Annotated in this window: 14 protein-coding genes; 10 read left to right on the forward strand and 4 right to left on the reverse strand. The window is 71.2% G+C overall.

What is annotated here, in order from left to right:
• Positions 1-8: 8 nt before the first annotated feature.
• Both ACIPJ2_RS11670 and ACIPJ2_RS11675 read right to left on the reverse strand, forming a co-directional pair.
• Positions 9-251, reverse strand: coding sequence for a zf-HC2 domain-containing protein (locus ACIPJ2_RS11670; RefSeq protein ID WP_281264820.1), 243 nt, complete (start codon positions 249-251; stop codon positions 9-11).
• Entirely contained in the window at positions 248-1,117 is an 870-nt protein-coding gene (locus tag ACIPJ2_RS11675; protein ID WP_402728941.1) for a sigma-70 family RNA polymerase sigma factor, read from the reverse strand. The genes ACIPJ2_RS11670 and ACIPJ2_RS11675 overlap by 4 nt, the downstream gene beginning before the upstream one ends.
• 36 nt (positions 1,118-1,153) lie before the next feature.
• On the opposite strand from ACIPJ2_RS11675, the gene aroA reads away from it, so the two are divergent.
• From aroA to ACIPJ2_RS11715, 8 genes are all read left to right on the forward strand, one after another.
• Complete coding sequence (aroA, locus tag ACIPJ2_RS11680; protein WP_402728942.1) at positions 1,154-2,554, forward strand: 3-phosphoshikimate 1-carboxyvinyltransferase; 1,401 nt, start codon at positions 1,154-1,156, stop codon at positions 2,552-2,554.
• A 4-nt stretch (positions 2,555-2,558) separates the two neighbouring features.
• Complete coding sequence (gene rsgA / locus ACIPJ2_RS11685; protein WP_281264823.1) at positions 2,559-3,617, forward strand: ribosome small subunit-dependent GTPase A; 1,059 nt, start codon at positions 2,559-2,561, stop codon at positions 3,615-3,617.
• A gap of 228 nt (positions 3,618-3,845) precedes the next feature.
• The gene (locus tag ACIPJ2_RS11690) at positions 3,846-5,009 is read left to right on the forward strand and encodes a hypothetical protein (protein WP_402728943.1); all 1,164 of its coding nucleotides are present in this window, start codon (positions 3,846-3,848) and stop codon (positions 5,007-5,009) included.
• A gap of 20 nt (positions 5,010-5,029) precedes the next feature.
• Complete coding sequence (locus ACIPJ2_RS11695) at positions 5,030-5,812, forward strand: inositol monophosphatase family protein (protein WP_402728944.1); 783 nt, start codon at positions 5,030-5,032, stop codon at positions 5,810-5,812.
• A 589-nt stretch (positions 5,813-6,401) separates the two neighbouring features.
• Complete coding sequence (locus ACIPJ2_RS11700; RefSeq protein WP_402728945.1) at positions 6,402-9,113, forward strand: AAA family ATPase; 2,712 nt, start codon at positions 6,402-6,404, stop codon at positions 9,111-9,113.
• A 468-nt stretch (positions 9,114-9,581) separates the two neighbouring features.
• Positions 9,582-11,363 carry a glutamine--fructose-6-phosphate transaminase (isomerizing) gene (glmS, locus tag ACIPJ2_RS11705; protein WP_402728946.1) on the forward strand — a complete coding sequence of 594 codons (1,782 nt, stop codon included), beginning with the start codon at positions 9,582-9,584 and terminating at the stop codon, positions 11,361-11,363.
• A 134-nt stretch (positions 11,364-11,497) separates the two neighbouring features.
• Positions 11,498-12,214: a M50 family metallopeptidase gene (locus ACIPJ2_RS11710; protein ID WP_402728947.1), complete on the forward strand. Its 717-nt coding sequence runs from the start codon at positions 11,498-11,500 to the stop codon at positions 12,212-12,214.
• Positions 12,215-12,341: 127 nt separating this feature from the next.
• Positions 12,342-12,881 (forward strand): NUDIX hydrolase, encoded by a 540-nt coding sequence (locus tag ACIPJ2_RS11715; protein WP_402728948.1) that lies wholly within the window; start codon positions 12,342-12,344, stop codon positions 12,879-12,881.
• A gap of 18 nt (positions 12,882-12,899) precedes the next feature.
• Here ACIPJ2_RS11715 and ACIPJ2_RS11720 read toward each other — a convergent pair whose 3' ends face one another.
• Positions 12,900-14,114: an amidohydrolase family protein gene (locus ACIPJ2_RS11720; protein ID WP_402728949.1), complete on the reverse strand. Its 1,215-nt coding sequence runs from the start codon at positions 14,112-14,114 to the stop codon at positions 12,900-12,902.
• A 99-nt stretch (positions 14,115-14,213) separates the two neighbouring features.
• Between ACIPJ2_RS11720 and ACIPJ2_RS11725 the strand changes: the two genes are divergently transcribed.
• Both ACIPJ2_RS11725 and ACIPJ2_RS11730 read left to right on the forward strand, forming a co-directional pair.
• Positions 14,214-15,596, forward strand: coding sequence for an O-acetylhomoserine aminocarboxypropyltransferase/cysteine synthase family protein (locus ACIPJ2_RS11725; RefSeq protein ID WP_402728950.1), 1,383 nt, complete (start codon positions 14,214-14,216; stop codon positions 15,594-15,596).
• A complete protein-coding gene (locus ACIPJ2_RS11730) occupies positions 15,597-16,904 on the forward strand; it encodes an LLM class flavin-dependent oxidoreductase (RefSeq protein WP_402728951.1) in 1,308 nt (435 codons plus the stop codon).
• A gap of 91 nt (positions 16,905-16,995) precedes the next feature.
• Here ACIPJ2_RS11730 and ACIPJ2_RS11735 read toward each other — a convergent pair whose 3' ends face one another.
• On the reverse strand, positions 16,996-18,663 hold the full coding sequence (locus tag ACIPJ2_RS11735) for an APC family permease (protein ID WP_402728952.1): 1,668 nt from the start codon (positions 18,661-18,663) through the stop codon (positions 16,996-16,998).
• Positions 18,664-18,732 lie beyond the last annotated feature (69 nt).

Below are 18,732 nucleotides of genomic sequence, written 5' to 3' on the forward strand. Positions count from 1 at the left end.
TCCCGAGGTCAGTGCGTCGCCTGCTCCACCCGGATGCGCGCGAGGATCTCGCTCCGGAGCTGCTCAGGAGCGGACTCCTTGCAGGCACGACGGACCGTCTCCATGAGCACGACGTTGACGCGGTGCTCGGTGGTGCAGTCCTCGCAGCCGTCCATGTGCTCGCGGATGTCCGCCGCGTCCTCGCGGCAGAGCTCGTCGTGCAGGAACTCCTCGAGCTCCGCCTTGGCCTTCGAGCAGTCGCAGCCGCTCATCGCGCTTCCTTCCGTCCGTCGCGACCGGTGGTCGCAGCAACCTTCCGGCCCCGCCCGCGCATCGTCGCCGTCGACGCTGCGTCCGGGACGATGCCGGTCTCACGTGCGTGGTCCGCCAGGAGCCCACGGAGGAGCCGGCGACCACGGTGGAGGCGGCTCATGACCGTCCCCACTGGGGTCTTCATGATGTCGGCGATCTCCTGGTAGGAGAACCCTTCGACATCGGCGAAGTAGACGGCCATCCGGAAGTCCTCGGGGATGGCCTGCAGCGCGTCCTTCACTGCGGAGGACGGCAGGTGGTCGATGGCGTCGGCCTCGGCGGACCGGGCGGAGATCGACTGCGTGACGCTCTCCGCGCCGCCGAGCTGCCAGTCCTCGAGCTCGTCGATCGTGCCCTGGTACGGGTTCCGCTGGTTCTTGCGGTACGTGTTGATGAACGTGTTCGTGAGGATCCGGTACAGCCAGGCCTTGAGGTTCGTGCCCTGCTTGAACTGCCGGAACGCGGCGAACGCCTTGACGAAGGTCTCCTGCACCAGGTCGGACGCGTCGGCGGGATTGCGCGTCATGCGCATCGCGGCACCGTAGAGCTGGTCCATGAAGGGCAGCGCCTGGTCCTCGAACAGGGTGCGGAGCTCGGCGTCCGAGGCGGTGGTCGCGTCGACGACGTCCGCCTCTGCCTGCACAGCGTCGAGCTGCGCCTCGGTCTCGTCGACCAGGTCGTGCGGTGCTGCCTGTGGCTCGTCGGTCGTCATCGCGGGCCAGTCTAGAGCGAGCGCGGTGACCGCGGCGGGTGGCTGCTGCTCCAGAGCGAGCGCGGTGGCCGCGGCGGGCAGGTGCTGCCGCGCGGGTGCGAGTGCTGTCGCCAAGGGTCCTCCCGATCGTTTCAGTAGTCTTGTGAACCGATGGCAGAGACGACGCATTCCCAGACCGCCACAGGCAGCGGGCGCGAGACCGCAGCGGGCAGCGGGCGCGAGACCGCGCCCTGGATCGCCCCCGTGGCGGCTGGCCCGCTCCACGGCGACGTCGCACTGCCAGGCTCGAAGTCGTTGACGAACCGCGAGCTGATCCTCGCCGCACTCGCCGACGGGCCGTCCACCATCCACCTCCCCCTGCACTCGCGCGACTCCGCCCTGATGGTCGCGGGTCTCCGGCAGCTCGGCGTCGGCATCGAGGAGGTCGAACCCGACGGCGCGCCGAACCCGTACGGCCCGGACCTCCGGATCACGCCGGCCCCGATGACCGGTGGCGTCCGCATCGACTGCGGCCTCGCCGGCACCGTGATGCGCTTCCTGCCCCCGCTCGCCGCCCTCGCCACCGGGCAGGTCACGATCGACGGCGACCCCTACGCACGCAAGCGCCCGATGCACGCGATCATCAGCGCGCTCGTCGACCTCGGCGTGGACGTCACCGACGACGGCGACGGCGCGATGCCCTTCACGTTCACCGGCACCGGATCGGTCCGGGGCGGCACGCTCACCATCGACGCGAGTGCCTCGTCCCAGTTCGTGTCGGGGCTGCTCCTCTCCGCGCCGCGGTTCGACGAGGGGCTGCACCTGAAGCACGAGGGCGAGCGGCTCCCGAGCCTCCCCCACATCGAGATGACCGTCGCGGTGCTCCGAGCGCGCGGCGTCCGGGTGGACGAGCCCGCCGTCGGCGAGTGGATCGTGCACCCGGGACCGATCGCGGCGCGGGACGTGACCATCGAACCGGACCTCTCGAACGCGGCGCCCTTCGCGGTCGCCGCACTCGTCGCAGGCGGGACGGTCCGGATCCGGACGTGGCCGACGGAGACGACGCAGGTCGGCGCCGATCTCGAGACGCTCCTGCCCCTGTGGGGCGCAACCGTGGCCCGAGACGGTGACGACCTGGTGTTCGACGGCGGCGTCGGGGTGCTGGGCGGAGCCTCCCTCCCGGGTCTGGACCTGGACCTGACCCGCGGAGGCGAACTGGCACCCGCGCTCGTCGCGCTCGCGGCGCTCGCGGACGGCCCGACGACCATCACCGGCATCGGCCACCTGCGCGGACACGAGACCGACCGGCTCGCCGCGCTCGCCTCCGACGTGAACCGGACGGGAGGCTCGGTGCACGAACTCGACGACGGCCTGCGGATCGAGCCGGCCCGGCTCCACGGCGCGGCGTGGGCCGCGTACGAGGACCACCGGATGGCGACGGCCGGCGCGGTGATCGGACTCGTGACGGAGGGCGTCGCGGTGGACGACATCGGATCGACCGCGAAGACGCTGCCGCAGTTCCCGTCGCTGTGGGCGGCGCTCGTGGCGACGGCTTCGTCTCCGGGGGTGTGACGCGATGAGCTGGTGGGACGACGTCGACGGTGACGCGGACGAGGACGAGCCGTACGGCCAGTACGACGAGTCGAGCGTCCGAGTCCGCCCGAACCCGAAGGGCAACCGGCCCCGCACGAAGACCCGCCCGACGTACGACGACGCACCGAAGGGCTGGGTGACGAACGTCGACCGCGGTCGGTTCGGCGTGCTGGTCGACGGCGAACTCATCACCGCCACGAAGGCTCGTGAGCTCGGCAAGAAGTCCGTCGTCACCGGCGACACGGTGTTCCTGACCGGTGACGTCTCCGGTGCCGAGGGTTCACTGGCCAGGATCGTCCGGGTCGCCGAGCGCACCACGCTCCTCCGCCGGAGTGCCGACGACAGCGACGAGGTCGAGCGCGTGGTCGTGGCGAACGCGACGCAGATGCTCATCGTCGTCGCGGCCGCCGACCCCGAGCCCCGGACCCGGCTCATCGACCGGTACCTCGTCGCCGCGTTCGACGCCGGGCTCGACCCCATCCTCTGCATCACGAAGACCGACCTCGCCGATCCGGCTCCGTTCCTCGCGCACTTCGCGTGCCTGGACATCCGGATCGTCACGAGCCGCCAGGACGACTTCCCGCTCGAGGCCCTGCACGAACTCCTCGACGGCGAGGTGACCGTGACCGTCGGGCACTCCGGCGTCGGGAAGTCCACGCTCGTGAACGCCCTGACCGGGTCCACGCGGGCGACCGGTGTCGTGAACGCCGTGACCGGGCGGGGGCGCCACACGTCGTCGTCGTCGATCGCGCTCCGGGTCGAGGACGGCGGGTGGATCATCGACACGCCTGGCGTCCGGTCGTTCGGGCTCGGGCACGTCGACCCCGCGAACGTGTTCCGGGCGTTCGCCTCGCACGCGATCCCCGTCGCCCCGTCCGAGTCCGGGCTGGAGGACACCGGCATCCCGCTCGACCAGGCGCACGACTGGGAGATCGTCGACCGGGTGAACGCCGGAGAGCTCGGCCCGACGGGCATCGAGCGGCTGGACTCCTTCCGCGCGCTGCTGACCGGCATGGGCGCCGCCGACCCCGGTACGGACTAGCAGGACTCCTGCTCCACTCGCTCGTCCCGCCCCGTCCCGCCCCTTCGTCTTCCTTGCCCTGTCTTTCTCGTCCCCGACTGGTCACGACACCCCGCTCACGTCCGCCGAGCGGTCGCGAACCGTCGTCCCCGAAGCCGTCACCCGACGGAACGAGACCGGTCGGCGAGGCACGGCCGGGGCGTCGTGACCGCTCGACAAGCGGGCAACGAAGTTGTACAGTTGCCACTCGTGTCTGAAGTTGCAAAGTACAACTTTGCGCCGACCCGCGTCGACGCTCCCGCCTCATTCGACCGCGCCGACGACGCCGCGTCCGCATACCGGGGCCACGCCGCTCCCCGGTCTCCGCATCGTGCACCCAACGTCCTCCGTCCGGCCGCCCTCGGCACGACGCTCCTGACCTTCGCGACGCACATCCTCGTGCCGCTGTTCCTCGCCGCAGGCATGGGCCTGGCGTACCTCGGCGCCTTCCACGCCCCCGCACCGAAGGACCTCCCCGTCGGCATCGTCGGCCAGGGAGCGACCGCACAGGTGTTCGCGCAGTCCGTGACGGACCAGTCCGACGGCGCCCTCGTTGCACACGTCGTCGCCACCGACGCCTCGGCGAAGCAGCAGGTCCGGGATCGCGAGCTCGCCGCGGTCTTCGCCCCGACGACGACCGACGCATCGCTCTACGTCTCCACGGCGGCCAGCGAGACCACGGCCACCGCGGCGCAGAAGATCTTCATGCCGATCGCGTACGAGCAACACCTGCCGTTCCACGTCGTCGACGTCGTCCCCTCGGGCGACCAGGACAGCACCGGTCAGGGCCTCTTCTTCCTGCTCGTCGCACTGAGCGTGGGCGGCTACGCATCGGCGATCGCGGTCGCAGCGTTCGCCACGAAGCTCCGCACGGTGTGGACCGCCGTCATCGGGCTCGCCACCGCCGGGGTCGTCGCGGGCATCGGGATCGTGATCGCCGGGCCGATCTACGGTGTCATCACCACGCACCAGTGGCAGATCTTCTTGTTCGCGTGGATGTACGACGCGATCATCATCGGGCTCGGGATCGGCCTGCACCCGATCCTCGGACGCTGGACCACCCCGGTGCTGACGATGCTCTTCGTGATGCTGAACTTCACGTCGTCCGGCGGGATCTTCCAGCCGGCGTTCCAGCCCGGGTTCTTCGCGGCGCTCAACTCCTTCTGGTCCGGCGCCGCATGGCTCCAGGCCGCACAGGACCTGCAGTACTTCCCCGGCGCCTCGCTCGGTCGGAGTTCCCTCGTGCTGACACTGTGGCTGGTCGGTGCCGTGCTCCTCTGCGTCGTCGTGCACGGCCTCGTCGCCCGCCGCACCCGCATCGCCCGCGAGCGCGAGGTGTCCCGCCTCGAGGAGGAAGAGGTCGTCGCGGCTTGACCCCCGCTACGCTCGATCCCGTGGACCTCAGCGCCGACCTGGACTTCGCCCGTTCCCTCGCCGACACCGCCGACGCGATCAGCCTCGAGCGGTTCCGAGCGGCCGATCTCCACGTGTCGAAGAAGGCCGACAGCACGCACGTCACCGATGCCGACCAGGCCGTCGAGCGGGCCCTGCGGGAGCGGATCGCGGCCGAACGACCGGACGACTCGTTCCTCGGCGAGGAGACGACAGCGGACTCCGGCGCCGAGGCAATGAGCGAAGGACACCGTCAGTGGGTGGTCGACCCGATCGACGGCACCGCGAACTACCTCCGCGGCGTCCCGGTCTGGGCGACGCTCATCTCGCTCGCGGTGGACGGCCGCCCGGTCCTCGGCGTGGTCAGCGCCCCGGCGCTCGGCAAGCGGTGGTGGGCCGCGCAGGGGCTCGGTGCGCACTCGCTGGAGGGCGAGCTGCACGTGTCAGGAGTCACCGAACTCGGCGATGCGAGCCTCAGCTACAACAGCATCCAGCAGTGGGACGACGACGACCGTCTGCAGGCGCTGATCGACCTGTCGCGCAAGGTCTGGCGCACCCGTGCGTACGGGGACATGTGGTCGTACATGATGGTGGCCGAGGGCGTCCTCGACGTCGCCGGCGAGCCGGACCTCAAGCCGTGGGACATCGCCGCGCTGGTCCCCATCGTCGAAGAGGCCGGCGGCCGCATCACCTCGCTCGACGGCGATCCGGGCCCCTGGCACGGCAGCGCCCTCGCGACGAACGGCCTGGTCCACGACGCCGTCGTCGAGGTCATCCGCCGGTAAGCGATCCGATCACCCCCGTTCGAGTGTCGTCCTGACACGTGACGGGCACCCGTACCCCGGGACGACGAGCTCGGTGACGAGCCAGTCCCGGAACTCCACGACCCACCGGGCGGAACCGATGCAGGCCGTACCCCGATCGCATACCACAGGGTACGGAGCACGACCCCCGGAGTCGGGGCAGGACCCCCCATTTTGGGGTGACCATGATTCACATTTCGTTGCGCTGACCGGACTACGGCCGTGACCGCTGGGTTATCTTTGCCGAAGACGACAGGTCAGGTGGCGTCTCGGGATCCCTAGTCCCGAAGCAGATCCGGACCGGTCGTGTTCGTCGAAGACCCTAACCCGAGGGGTGATACAGACGATGACATCATCGTTCCCGAGCAGGATCGAGTGCACCCTCACTCGACCGCATTCCAACCACGATCAGTCCGGCGCGCATCTGATTGCCGCCTCGCGTCCGAGCACTCGTGCGGTCACCCGCCGCACCACCGCCCGGATCTCCGCAGTGACCCTGGGCGCAGCACGCCCGGGCGCACTCCGACCCGTCTCCACGCTCGCCTCCGGACCCGGAGGCCGGTGAGTCCCCATGGAACTCACCGGTCGACGTTCTGAGGTCGACCGGATCGCGGCCCTCGCTGTACTCCCTCGGGAGTCCGCGATGGTCGTGGTCGGCGACCCTGGCTCCGGACGCACCAGCGTCCTCGACGCGGTCTCGAACCGCGTCTCCATCCCCGTCGTCCGGCTCGGTGTCAACGGCTCTGAAGCCCGTTGGCCCATGTCCGGAGTGACGTCCCTCTTCACCGCACTCGACGACCCGAGGGCCTCGGCGCACATCGCGCGGCTGGTCCGCAACGTCGACGAGGGCCTCGCCGCAGCGCACGACTTCCTCGACGCCGTGCACGCGCTGACGCTCCCGCCGACGCTCGTGCTCATCGACGACCTCGACCGGATGGACGCCGAGAGCCAGGAGCTCATCGCGTTCCTGGCCGGGCGACTCGCCGGCACCGCCATGCGCCTCGTGGCGACGGTCCGTCGAGTGCCGTCGAACGGTCCGCTCGCGGCCCTCCCGATGCTCCGGCTCCAGCCGCTGCAGCCGGACGAGGCGCTCGTGCTCGCCCGTGACATGGCGCCGGAGGAGGCGAACGACGGTGTCCTCGCCGTCCTCGCCGACGAGACCGGCGGCAACCCTGGCGCGCTCCGCGAGCAGATCGGTGCGCTCCGACGTGAACAGCTCGTCGGCACCGAACCGCTCGTGCTGCCGCTGCGGCCGACACCGACGACCTCCGCTGCTGCGGCGCTCGTCCTCGAAGCCGCTGCGGGACGCGATCTGGACGTCCTCGCACGACTGGCCCTCGTCCCGACGGCGCGCGTCGCCGCATGGGACCGGGACGCGATCGACGACCTCGTGGGCGCCGGTCTCGCCACCGTCCGCGGGCCGTCGATCGCCGTCCGTGACCCGCTCGTCCGCTCCGCGCTGTACTGGAGCATGCCCGCACGGGACCGCCGCGAGGCGCACACCGCACTGGCGACGAGCGCAGCGGCGCACGACGACCGTTCGGCCGCCTGGCACGCGAGCTTCGTCGACGACGTCCCCGACGCCATCGCCCTGCTCGCCGCCGCACGGTCGTACGCGGTGGACGGCGACGCCCACGCGGCGGTCGCCCTCACCGAGCGCGCCCTGCACATCGGCACCGCGTCCGAGGCCGAACACGCCGCTCTGCTGGGCGTGGCCGAAGCACTCCTCGCGCACCGCCTCCTCGGCTTCGCGGCGAGGTACCTGGCGGCGATCCGGCCGTTCCGGGAACTCCGCGACGAGGTCAGGCGTCTCCGTCTGCAGTACTCGGTGCAGTACCTCAGCGGTGACGCCGTGCACGCCGACGAGCTCTCGGTGCCCGTCGACACGGCCGACGACAGCGACGCGGACGCGCTCTCCGGGCTGCTCGCCATGGTCGCCTGCTTCCGCGCCGAGGCGTGGGAGATCGACCAGGCGCGCGACCTCCTGCACCGAGCCGAGCCCTTCGAGGACCGTGCCTCCGCGCACACCGCGGAGATCCTCGGCACGGCGCGCGAGCTCGTGGCGGCGGTCGACGGCACCCTGCCGCCGGACACCGAACTGCACGAGGGACTGGCCGCGCAGCGGCTGCTCGTCATGTCCGACCCGGCGTTGCTCCTCCTCGCACACGCCCTGAGCCTCGCCGAGCGCTACCGCAGCGCCCGGCGGGTGTTCGCCCTGGTCCTCGCCAGGACGACCGCCACCGCACCGGTGTGGCTCGAGGCGGCGCGGTACCTGTCCGCCGAGAACGAGGTGCGCTCCGGCAACTTCCGGCAGGCGCTCCGCGCGATCGACGTGTGGGAAGCCGGCTCGGCCGTCATCGAACGCCTCCGCGAACCGTCCAGGGCGATCGCCGTCGCCTGGCGGCACTTCGCGGAGGGCCGCTCCGCCGACGCGCTCGACGTCGTCGACCACTGCCTGCGGCAGCGCTCCACCAACCGGCTCTGGGGAGCGACGGCGAAGCTGTACGCGCTCCGCGGCCGCGTGCTGCTGCTCGACGGGCGACTCGAGGAGGCCGCGTCCGCCCTCGAGGCGGCCGACGCCATCGGTCGCAGCCTCAGGAACCCCGCGGTGCTCCGGCACCTGGGCGACCTGGTCGAGGTGTACGTGCGGCTCGGACGAACCGACGACGCGCGCACCATCACGGCGCGTCTCGCCGCCGACCACCACGCCCGACCGTCCAGGTGGGGTGCGCTGGTCCTCGCGAGGAGCCTCGCGCTCATCGCGGACGACACCACCCGCGACACCTCGCGGCGTCGGGCGCTGGAGATCTTCCAGCCGGCCGACTCGCAGTTCGAGCGGGCCAGGACGTTGGCGGCGCTCGCCGCGATCGGCGCACCTGGTGACCGCGCACGACTCGGTGCGGCAGCCGCCGCGGCGTACGAGGCGGCGGGACTCCGCCGGCCGCTCGCCACGCCGGCGTCGACGGTCGCCATGCCGTCGCTCGGCGGCAACGCGATCGGATCAGGTCCGTTCTCCGGCGGGGTGCGTTCCGGCGCACTCCTCTCCGCGTCGACACCGGTGACACCCGGCACGCCGCGGAGCGCCCCGGACGCCGCAGCGGTGCTCACGTCGCTGACGGCCGAGGAGCGTGCCGTCGTGCAGAAGGTGACGGAGGGGTACCGCAACCGCGAGATCGCCTCGTCGCTGTACATGTCGCAGCGGACGGTGGAGCTGCGGCTGACGCAGATCTACCGGAAGGTCGGGGCGCGGTCCCGGTCCCACCTGGTCGCGCTGCTCACGTGATCTGAACCACCGCATCCACACACTGGAGGCCCGGTGCCAGCTGGCACCGGGCCTCCAGCGCGCGCTCCGCATGTTGCGACGCGCCAGCGGCGCGCGGCGCCAGCGCCGACCGAGCCTGCGAGGTCGGTTCAATCGGCATTGCGTGACACCGCACGCGACCGCGCGGATTCGCACGGTCCGCGCGAAGAACCGCAACAAGCGTCGCGGAGCGTTGTCCACCGGCCCCGCCGCCGGTGATGCTGTCCATGCACCGACCGCCGCGCCTCCCTCGGGAGGCCAGCCCACGGTACCCCGATCGGTACCCGAACCGTCGGCCCCGGTACGCCGTCGTCCGTCCTCGCCTGATCCGAGGACGGGCGGCGGTCCGGGCCGGCGGCCCCGATCGCGTGGCAGACCCGAACGCGGCGGTCGGTGCCGCCCCGCTCCTGCACCGCTCCCCCACCGTCCTCCCACCCGAAGGGACATCCGATGTGCGGCATCATCGCGGCCCGCGTCACCGACGACGCGACCCCCTACCTCCTCGACGGCCTGGGACGGCTCGAGTACCGCGGGTACGACTCCGCGGGCATCGCTGTCCGCACCGCCACCGGTGGCACCGAGACCATCCGGTCGGTGTCCCGGGTGGGCGACCTCCGAACGCTCGTCGCTGCCCGATCGGGTGATGCCCTCACCGGCACCGGCATCGGACACACCCGCTGGGCGACCCACGGCGGCGTGTCCGAACGGAACGCCCACCCGCACACGGACTGCTCCGGCCGGATCAGCGTCGTGCACAACGGCATCGTCGAGAACGCCGAGCGCCTCCGCGCGATGCTCGAGGCGCAGGGACACGTCTTCGCGTCGGACGTCGACTCGGAGGTCATCACGCACCTCGTCGAGCGTGCGCTCGCCGTGGACGCCGACCTGATGCTCGCCGTCCAGATCGCGACGGCACAGCTCGAGGGCTCGTGGGCGATCGTCGTGCTCGACTCCCGCACGAACCGCATGGTCGTCGCGGCGGAACGATCCCCGCTCGTGGTGGCCCGAGCGTCCCGTGGCGACTTCGTCGCGAGCGACATCGGTGCGATCGCCGAGTGGTGCGAGACCTTCGTGGCGCTCCGCGACGGCGACGTCGTCGAGCTCGGCGAGTCCTGGAACTGGTCCTCCGCCGGGATCTCGGTGCCGGTGCCGTTCCCGACGCCGTCGCCGTTCGCAGCCGCGGCGCTCGACCTCGGCGACCACCCGGACCACATGGCGAAGGAGATCGAGGAGCAGCCGGCGGTCGTGGCCTCGATCGTCGACCGGATCGCCGGACGCGCGGCCGACGGGAGCATGTGGGTCGGCCTCGGGCTCCCCGGGTTCCACCGCCTCGCGATCGTCGCCTGCGGCACCTCCCTGAACGCCGGACAGGTCATCGCGACCGCGCTCCGCGGCATCGGCGGGGTGCCCACCGACATCGTCGTCGCGAGCGAGGCGGACCAGGCGGTCCTCGGACCGGGGACGCTCGTCGTCGCCATCAGCCAGTCCGGCGAGACCGCCGACGTCCTCCGCGCGCTCGACCGCTTCGATGACCGGTACCCGGTCCTCGCCCTGACCAACAACGTCCACTCGTCCCTGGCGCGCCGGGCCGACGCGGTGCTCGACTGCCACGCCGGCCCCGAGATCGGCGTCGCGGCGACGAAGACGTTCACCGCCCAGGTGGTGGTCGGGGTCGCGGCGATGATCTCCGCGCTGGTCGCGTCCGGGCGCATCGACCCGACACAGGCGACAGCCCACGTCGCGGGTCTCCGCGAGCTCCCGGCGCGCATCGAGCGAGCCGGACAGGTCGCCGCCGACCGGATCCCGCTGCTGGTCTCGAGCGTGAAGGACGCCACCGGGTTCCTGTTCCTCGGCCGCGGCGTCGGCCTGCCCTACGCGGCGGAGGGCGCCCTGAAGCTCAAGGAGCTCAGCTACCGGTGGGCGGAGGCGTACCCGGCCGGTGAGCTGAAGCACGGGCCGCTCGCCCTCGTCGACGACAGCACACCCGTCGTCGTCATCGACCACGGGGAGCACCGGCTGCAGGCCGCGATCGCCGAGGTCCGCGCGCGCGGCGGCTTCGTCATCACGATCGGCGGCCCGGGATCGGACATCCCCGCGCTCGGCCCGACCGGACCGTGGGGTCCGCTCGAGGCCGTCGTGCCACTCCAGATGCTCGCCCGCGAACTCGCGCTGCAGCTCGGCTGCGACGTCGACAAGCCGCGGAACCTCGCGAAGTCGGTGACGGTCGAGTAGGCGTGCCGAAGCCCATGAACCGCCTCACGGTGTTCCTCCTCGTCCTCACCGCGATCGCCGTGCTCGCCACGGTCGTCGTGATCGTGCTGCTGCCCTCGGTGCCCTCCTAGGCTGCTCTGCCACAGTGGCGGCTGATGTCCACCGCTTCCTCCGCGTCCCTCGTCTTCGTGGCGATCCTCGTCGGCGCCGTGCTCCCGTTCGTCCCCGTCGTCGGGCGGGTGGCACGGATCGCCGCGACGATCGCGCACGAGGTCGGGCACTGCATCGTGGTCGTCCCGTTCGGCGGACGCATCCGTCGGATCGACCTCCGCCCGGACGGGTCCGGCGAGGCCTGGGTGCAGCTCGGCGGTGTCCCCGGCGCCGTGCGCTGGCTGGTGCGGATCCTCAACCTCTACGCCGGGTACAGCGCGCCGCTCTGGGCCGGTGCGCTGTTGCTGACCGGGGTGCTGCACGGGTCGCGGTGGCTCCCGGTCGTCGTGCTCGGGGTGATCGGGCTCATCGCGCTCGTGTTCGTCCGGAACTGGTTCGGGCTGCTCGTGGTGATCGGCTTCGATGTCCTGGCGCTGTGGGTCGCCCTCCGCCCGTCCGAGCTCACCGTGCTGGTCGTCGCGGCCGTCGGTTCACTGTTCGTGGTGGACGGTCTGCGCTCGGTCGTGCAGGTCGCCCGCTGGCTCCTCACCGGCGCCCGCGTGCAGACCGACTTCCACATCGCGGCGGCCGAGATGCGCCTGCCGGCCGGGGTGTGGTTCGTGCTGTTCGTGTTCGTCAACGGTGTCGCCGTCTGGCTCGCGCGGGGGCCCTTGCTCGAGGTCTGGGACACGATCGTCACCGGCGTCCGCGCGCTCGTATAGCGCTGCCCCGCCCCGCCCGCCCGCCCCGCGCTGCCGACTCGGAACGACACGCTCGCTGTCGTACGACAACGGCGTTGTCGTCCGTTGCGAGCGCAACCACCCGCGCACGCCTGCCACGATGGACTCCATGCACGCAGCCGACGTCGCCCGCGCTCTCGCCGAAGTGCCCGCGAGCACCCTCCGTGACCGGTACCTCGCGTTCGTCAGGGAGCAGGGGGACGCAGCGCTGTGGCGAGCGGGAGGCCCCGAGCACCTCACGGCGTCCTGCTTCGTGTTCTCGCCCGACCTGACGCACGTGCTGCTCTGCCTCCACCGCAAGGGTGCCTTCTGGGTGCAGTTCGGCGGGCACCTCGAACCGGGCGACACCTCGCTCGCCGACGCCGCCCGCCGCGAAGCCCGAGAGGAGTCCGGCATCGCCGCGCTCGATCTCGCTGCCACGCGCATCATCGACCTCGACCGGCACGACCTGCACGGCGGCTTCTCGTGCGCCGCGCACTGGGACGTCGGCTTCGTCGCGACCGTCAGCCGTGACACCGACACGACGGTCAGCGACGAGAGCGACGACGTCCGATGGTTCCCGGTCGACGCCCTTCCCGGATCACTCCCCGACGGCTTCGCCCGCCGCCTCGACGCCGTCCTGTCGACGGTCAGGGACGAGGTCCACTGACGCGGAGCAGACCTGCCCTCACTCCCAGGGGTGTCGCGCCAGGTCGGCGGGGTCGAACACCCTGCCACCGGCGACGACGAGCGACCGCGGCACGCGACGGACGAGCACGTCCATCGGGTTCTCTGCGTCGACGAGCACGACGTCCGCGCGGGCACCCGCCACCAGGTCGTGCTCCTCGTCGGTGACGAACGGGGCGCCGTCCCGCGTGGCGAGCTCCACCACCCGCGTGATGTCCTCGTCACGCGAGTACCCGCCGCCGCGCGCGTACTGCCACGCGATGCCGAGCAGGTCGCCGTCGCCGTAGGGGCTCCACAGGTCACGGATGCCGTCCGTCCCGAGGCCGAACCGCACCCCAGCGTCGTCGAACTCGTGCAGGGGCAGCTGCCGCATCCGAACGGGTGCGACGGTCGTCATCGTCACCCCGAGCCATGCCATCCGAGCGAGCAGGTCGCGCCGCCGGACCGGCTCGAGGTCCACGATCGCGAAGCCGTGCGCGATGTTGACCTTCCCCCGGGCGATGCCGAGCCGCTCCACCCGGTCGAGCACCAGGTCGAACGAGAACGCACCGAGGTCCGCCGGCTCGTGCAGGTGGATGTCGATCCCGCACCCGTGCTCGGCGGCGATGTCGAACAGTCCGTCGAGCTGCCCGACCGGGTCGCGGTCGATGAGCGACGGGTCGAGGCCCCCGATGTGCTCCACGCCGTTCGCCGCGGCCTGGCGCAGCAGGTCGAGCACGCCGGGTCGACGCAGCACGCCGTCCTGCGGGAACGCGACGATCGACAGTTCCATCGCCCCGTCGAGTTCGGCCGCTGCCTCCCGCACGGCGTCGATGCCGCGCAGTCCCAGGCCGAGGTCGACGTCCACGTGCGTCCGGACCCGCGTCGTCCCTGTGCGGAGGTACTCCTGCAACACCCGCTTCGCGATGCCGACGCTCGGGATACCGAGGTCGTCACGGCGTGCGCGCTCGTGCGCGATCCGCCCCTCGGTCGTCGGCTCCCCGCCGAACGACTCCCACGGGTGGCCCCACCAGCTCTTGTCCGCGTGCGCGTGGGTGTTCACCAGGCCGGGCAGCGCGAGCACGCCACGGCCCTCGATGACGCGCGCGCCCTCCGCCTCGGCCGTCCTACCCGGGACCACGGACTCGATGCGCGACCGACTGATCACGATGTCCGACGACGCACCTCCCCACGGCCGCACGTCTCGGATGACCAGGTCCACGTCGTCGTTCGCCACGCCCTCATGCTGCCACAGCGGATGTAACGGAGCGCCGCAATGGAGTATCCGCGAAGCGAAGCCTGCGAGAGTACGTGACAACGCACACGGAGGTACCACATGTCGAACGACGACCACGGATTCGCGACCGAGCAAGTGCACGGCGGGTTCGTCCCCGACGCCGCACACGGTGCGAGGGTTCCCGCGATCCACATGTCGTCCGGCTTCCTCTTCGACGACTTCGAGCAGGCCCGTGACCGCTTCGCCGGCACCGACGACGGGTACACGTACACCCGACTCGGCAACCCGACGAACGCCGACGTCGAGCGGCGGATCGCGTTGCTCGAGCGCGGCGCGGAGTCGATCCTGGTGTCGAGCGGCCAGGCGGCGGCGACGGTGGCGTTCCTCGGACTGCTGCAGGCCGGCGACCACGTCGTCAGCGCCCGGAGCATCTACGAGGGCACGCGCGGCCTGCTGCTGCAGAACCTCGGCCGGCTCGGCATCGAGGTCGACTTCGTCGCCGATGCACGCGACCTGGACGCGTGGGCGGCGGCGGTCCGCCCGAACACCAAGGCGTTCTTCGCGGAGACGATCCCCAACCCGAAGAACGACGTCCTCGACATCACGGGCGTCGCGGACACCGCGCACCGGGCGGGCGTCCCGCTCATCGTCGACAACACCCTCGCGACGCCGTACCTGGTCCGACCGATCGACTTCGGTGCCGACATCGTCATCCACTCGGCCTCGAAGTTCCTCAGCGGCCACGGCTCCGGCCTCGGCGGCGTGGTCGTCGACGGCGGCACGTTCGACTGGTCCGCCTCGCCGGAACGCTGGACGCACCTGACGACCCCCGAGCGCGCGCTCGGCGGTCAGAGCTACGTGGAGAAGTACGGCAACCGCGCGTACGTCGTCTTCGCACGCGACGTCATCAGCTCCCGCATCGGCCCGACGCCGTCGCCGTTCAACGCGTTCCTGCTCCGCCAGGGCATCGAGACCCTGAGCCTGCGGGTGGAGCGGCACAGCGCGAACGCGCTGGCCGTCGCGGAATGGCTGGACCAGCAGGCGGAGGTGACGAGGGTCGACCACGCGGGCCTTGCCTCCAGTCCGTTCCACGACCTGGCGGAGCGGTACCTGCCCCGCGGAGCCGGGTCGGTGTTCGCGTTCACGCTCGCCGGCGGCGAGCCGGCCGCGCGCACCTTCATCGACGCGGTGCAGCTGTTCAGCCGGATGACCCACCTGGGCGACGTCCGCTCGCTCGTCCTGCACCCGGCCACGACGACGCACGCCGGGCGGACACCGGAGGAACGTGCGGAGCAGGGCATCGACGACGGACTGATCCGGCTGTCGATCGGCATCGAGGACGTCGCCGACCTGATCCGCGACCTGGAGCGCGGCTTCGCCGCCCTGCGGGGCGGTTCGGAGGCTCGGCGCGGCTCCGACACAGAACTCGCCTCCCTGGAACACTCGGTCCCAGGGCGGCACGTGATCGCCGAGGAGCTCTAGATGGCGGACCTGCAACACTTCGGGTACTTCTTCTCGCGCGGGTTCGGCCCGCAGGCATGGGGCCGGTCCGACTGGGACTGGGGCCACGACTGGACGAAGCCCGACCTGTACCAGCAGTCCGTCCGGGCCCTCGAGCAGGCGGGGATGGACCTGGTGATCGCGGAGGACGCGATCTCGCTCGGGAACCCGTCGACGCTCGACCTCCGCATCCGCCAGGCCTACGGCGGCCCGAAGCACGACCCGCTGCTGCTCGCGCCGTACCTCTTCGCCGCGACGAGCCACATCGGCATCGCGCCGACGGTGAACGCCGGGATCACGCCGCCGTACCTCGCGGCCCGGCAGTTCGCCACGCTCGCGCACCTGTCCTCGGAGCGCCTGGGGATCAACGTCGTCACGGACGTCGGCAGCGCCCGGCACGCGGGACTCCCACCGCTCCCCCACGACCAGGCGTACGACCGGGCCGAGGAGTGGATCACCCTGCTCCGCCGGTTCTGGCGCTCGTGGGGGTCGGACGGGTACGTCGGATCGCGCCCGGACTGGCACTTCGCCGACGGGGCCGAACTCGACGCGTTCCACCACGAGGGCGCGTACTTCACCGCCGACGGCCCGCTCAACGCGTTGCCGCTCGACTCCGACCCGATCGTGGTCTCCCCCGGTGGCTCCGGTCGCGGCCTCGGGTTCGCCGGGACGCACTCCGACGTGCAGCTCGCGCTCGCGCCGTTGTCCGCATCGGCCGTGTCGGACTACCGCGCCCGGGTGATCGCCGCCGCGCTCGAGGCCGGCCGCACCGCCGCCGACCTGCGCATCCTGTTCGTCCTCAAGCCCGAGATCACGGTCTCGGCAGCAGAGGCCGACCGGATCGTCGATGCATCGCGGCACCCCTCGGACGACGACCTCCGAACGGCCGCGATCGCGTGGTCGAGCGACTCCGAGACGGACCTGCTCGCGCTCGACCTGGACGCGCCGATCCCCGAGGGCACCTTCGGGGATCACGTCTCCGCGGGGACGATCCGCGGGCTGCTCGGTGACACCCCCGACGCTCCGCTCCGCGAGCTCCTGACCCGGAAGGCCAGGAAGGGTCGGGTCTCGGAGCGCGCCGGTTTCGTCGGTACCGCTGACGAGTTCGCGGACTTCATCGAGGAGCTCGGGTCCGACGCGGACAACGACGGCATCATCTTCTCCGGCGACCTGCACCCGGCGCAGGTGTACCGGATGTTCGGTGACCTGGTGCCGGTCCTCCGGCAGCGCGGGCTGCTCCGGCGGGAGTACGGAGCCGGCGGGATCCGCGCGAACCTGTTCGACTTCTAGTCGCGTCACGCAACGGACGGGAGGCTCGTGGCGGCGCCGCCACGAGCCTCCTGTCCGTCTGCTGGTCGCCTGACGACCGCCGGAACCGTCGTCAGTGGTGGACGGGTTCGACCACGGACGACTCCTCGGTGTCGCGGACGTCCTCGGCGGTCCGGAGGATCTCCTCACGCGGCGACGCCGAGTTGATCGCCCAGTAGTAGATCACCAGCGAGAACACCGCGACCACGACGATGTCGATCCACAGCGGGAACACCGGGTGCGTCAGCGGGCCGAAGTCGCTGAGGAACACGATGAGCCCCATCCCGATCAGGTACGGCAGCAGCCACTGCGCCGCCTTCCAGTCCCAGCGCGGCCGGACACTCGACGCCCCGCGGAACACGTTGTTCAGGATGATCACCACGGCACCGATGAGGATCGCGACGCCGAGCTTCCAATCGGTGTCCCACCCGGTCCAGAGGATGATGAGGTTCGCGACGATGAACGCGATCGGCGACAGGACCGTCGCCGCCGGCATCCGGTACGGCCGCTCGATCTCCGGGATGCGCTTGCGGAACGCGCCGAGCGCGAGCGGCGCCCCCGCGTACATCAGGACGGACGCGCTCGTGATGAGGCTGACGAGGCCCTGCCACGACGGGAACGGCGCGAAGCACGCACACCCGACGACGAACGCCACGATGAGGCCGACCCACGGAACGCCCTGCTTCGTCGTCCACTCGAACGCCTTCGGGAAGTAGCCGTTGCGGCTGAGCCCGTAGGAGATGCGAGATGTGGCCGTGACGTAGATGAGCCCCGTACCGGCCGGCGAGATGATCGCGTCGATGAAGATGACCACGGCCAGCCAGGTGATGCCAGCCGCCATCGCGATGTCCGCGAACGGACCGGTGTACTTCGTGAAGTCCGCGGTCGCCCACGAGCCCTGGATCGCGTCGGAGCGCAGCACGCCGAGGAACACGATCTGCAGGAGCAGGTAGATCACGAGCCCGATGAGCACCGAACCGATGACGGCGCGCGGGATGTCGCGCTTCGGGTTCTTCGCCTCGCCCGCGAGCTGGTCCGCCTGCTCGAAGCCGAGGAACGCGAAGATGATGCCCGACGTCGACACCGCCGCGAGGATACCCTTCGCACCCTCTGGCATGAACCCGTTGGCCGCGGTGAAGTTCGAGCCGTGGAAGCCGCTGAACGCCAGCACGATGATGACGAGCAGGGGGATGGCGACCTTCCACCAGGTCGCAGCGGAGTTCGTGTTCGCGAGGATCCGGACGCTCAGCATGTTGATCACGGTGACGACGGCCATCAGGACGATCGCGACCGCGATGCCCGCACCGGTGAGCAGCTGCTGGGTCTCGCCGTCGATCGTGGTCGTGTGCAACCACGGGTGGGCGAACTGCCAGTGCTGGGCGTACTTGATCATCGCCTCGACCTCGATCGGGGCGACGGTCACGGACTGCAGCCACGAGAACCAGCCGAACGATGCACCGGCGACGCCACCGAACGCGATGTGGGGGAACCGCGCTGTTCCACCCGCGATCGGGAACATGCCGCCGAGTTCGGCGTGCACGAGTGCGAGGACGAGGATCGCGACGCCGCCGATGAGCCACGAGATGATCGCTGCGGGACCGGCGGTCTTCAGTGCTTCCTGCGAGCCGAAGAGCCACCCGGATCCGATGATCGAACCGGTCGAGGCCCAGATGAGGCCGATGAAGCCGACGTTGCGCTTGAGCCCTGAGTCGGGCAGCGCCTGTGCTGTCGATGTTGCCACTGTTGCTCCTGTCGAGATGACCACGTCCCCTCTGCAGGGGGCGTGGTCATCGACTCTGGCACTTGGTGG

The sequence above is a fragment of the Curtobacterium sp. NPDC090217 genome, from assembly GCF_044746705.1.
GTDB lineage: Bacteria > Actinomycetota > Actinomycetes > Actinomycetales > Microbacteriaceae > Curtobacterium.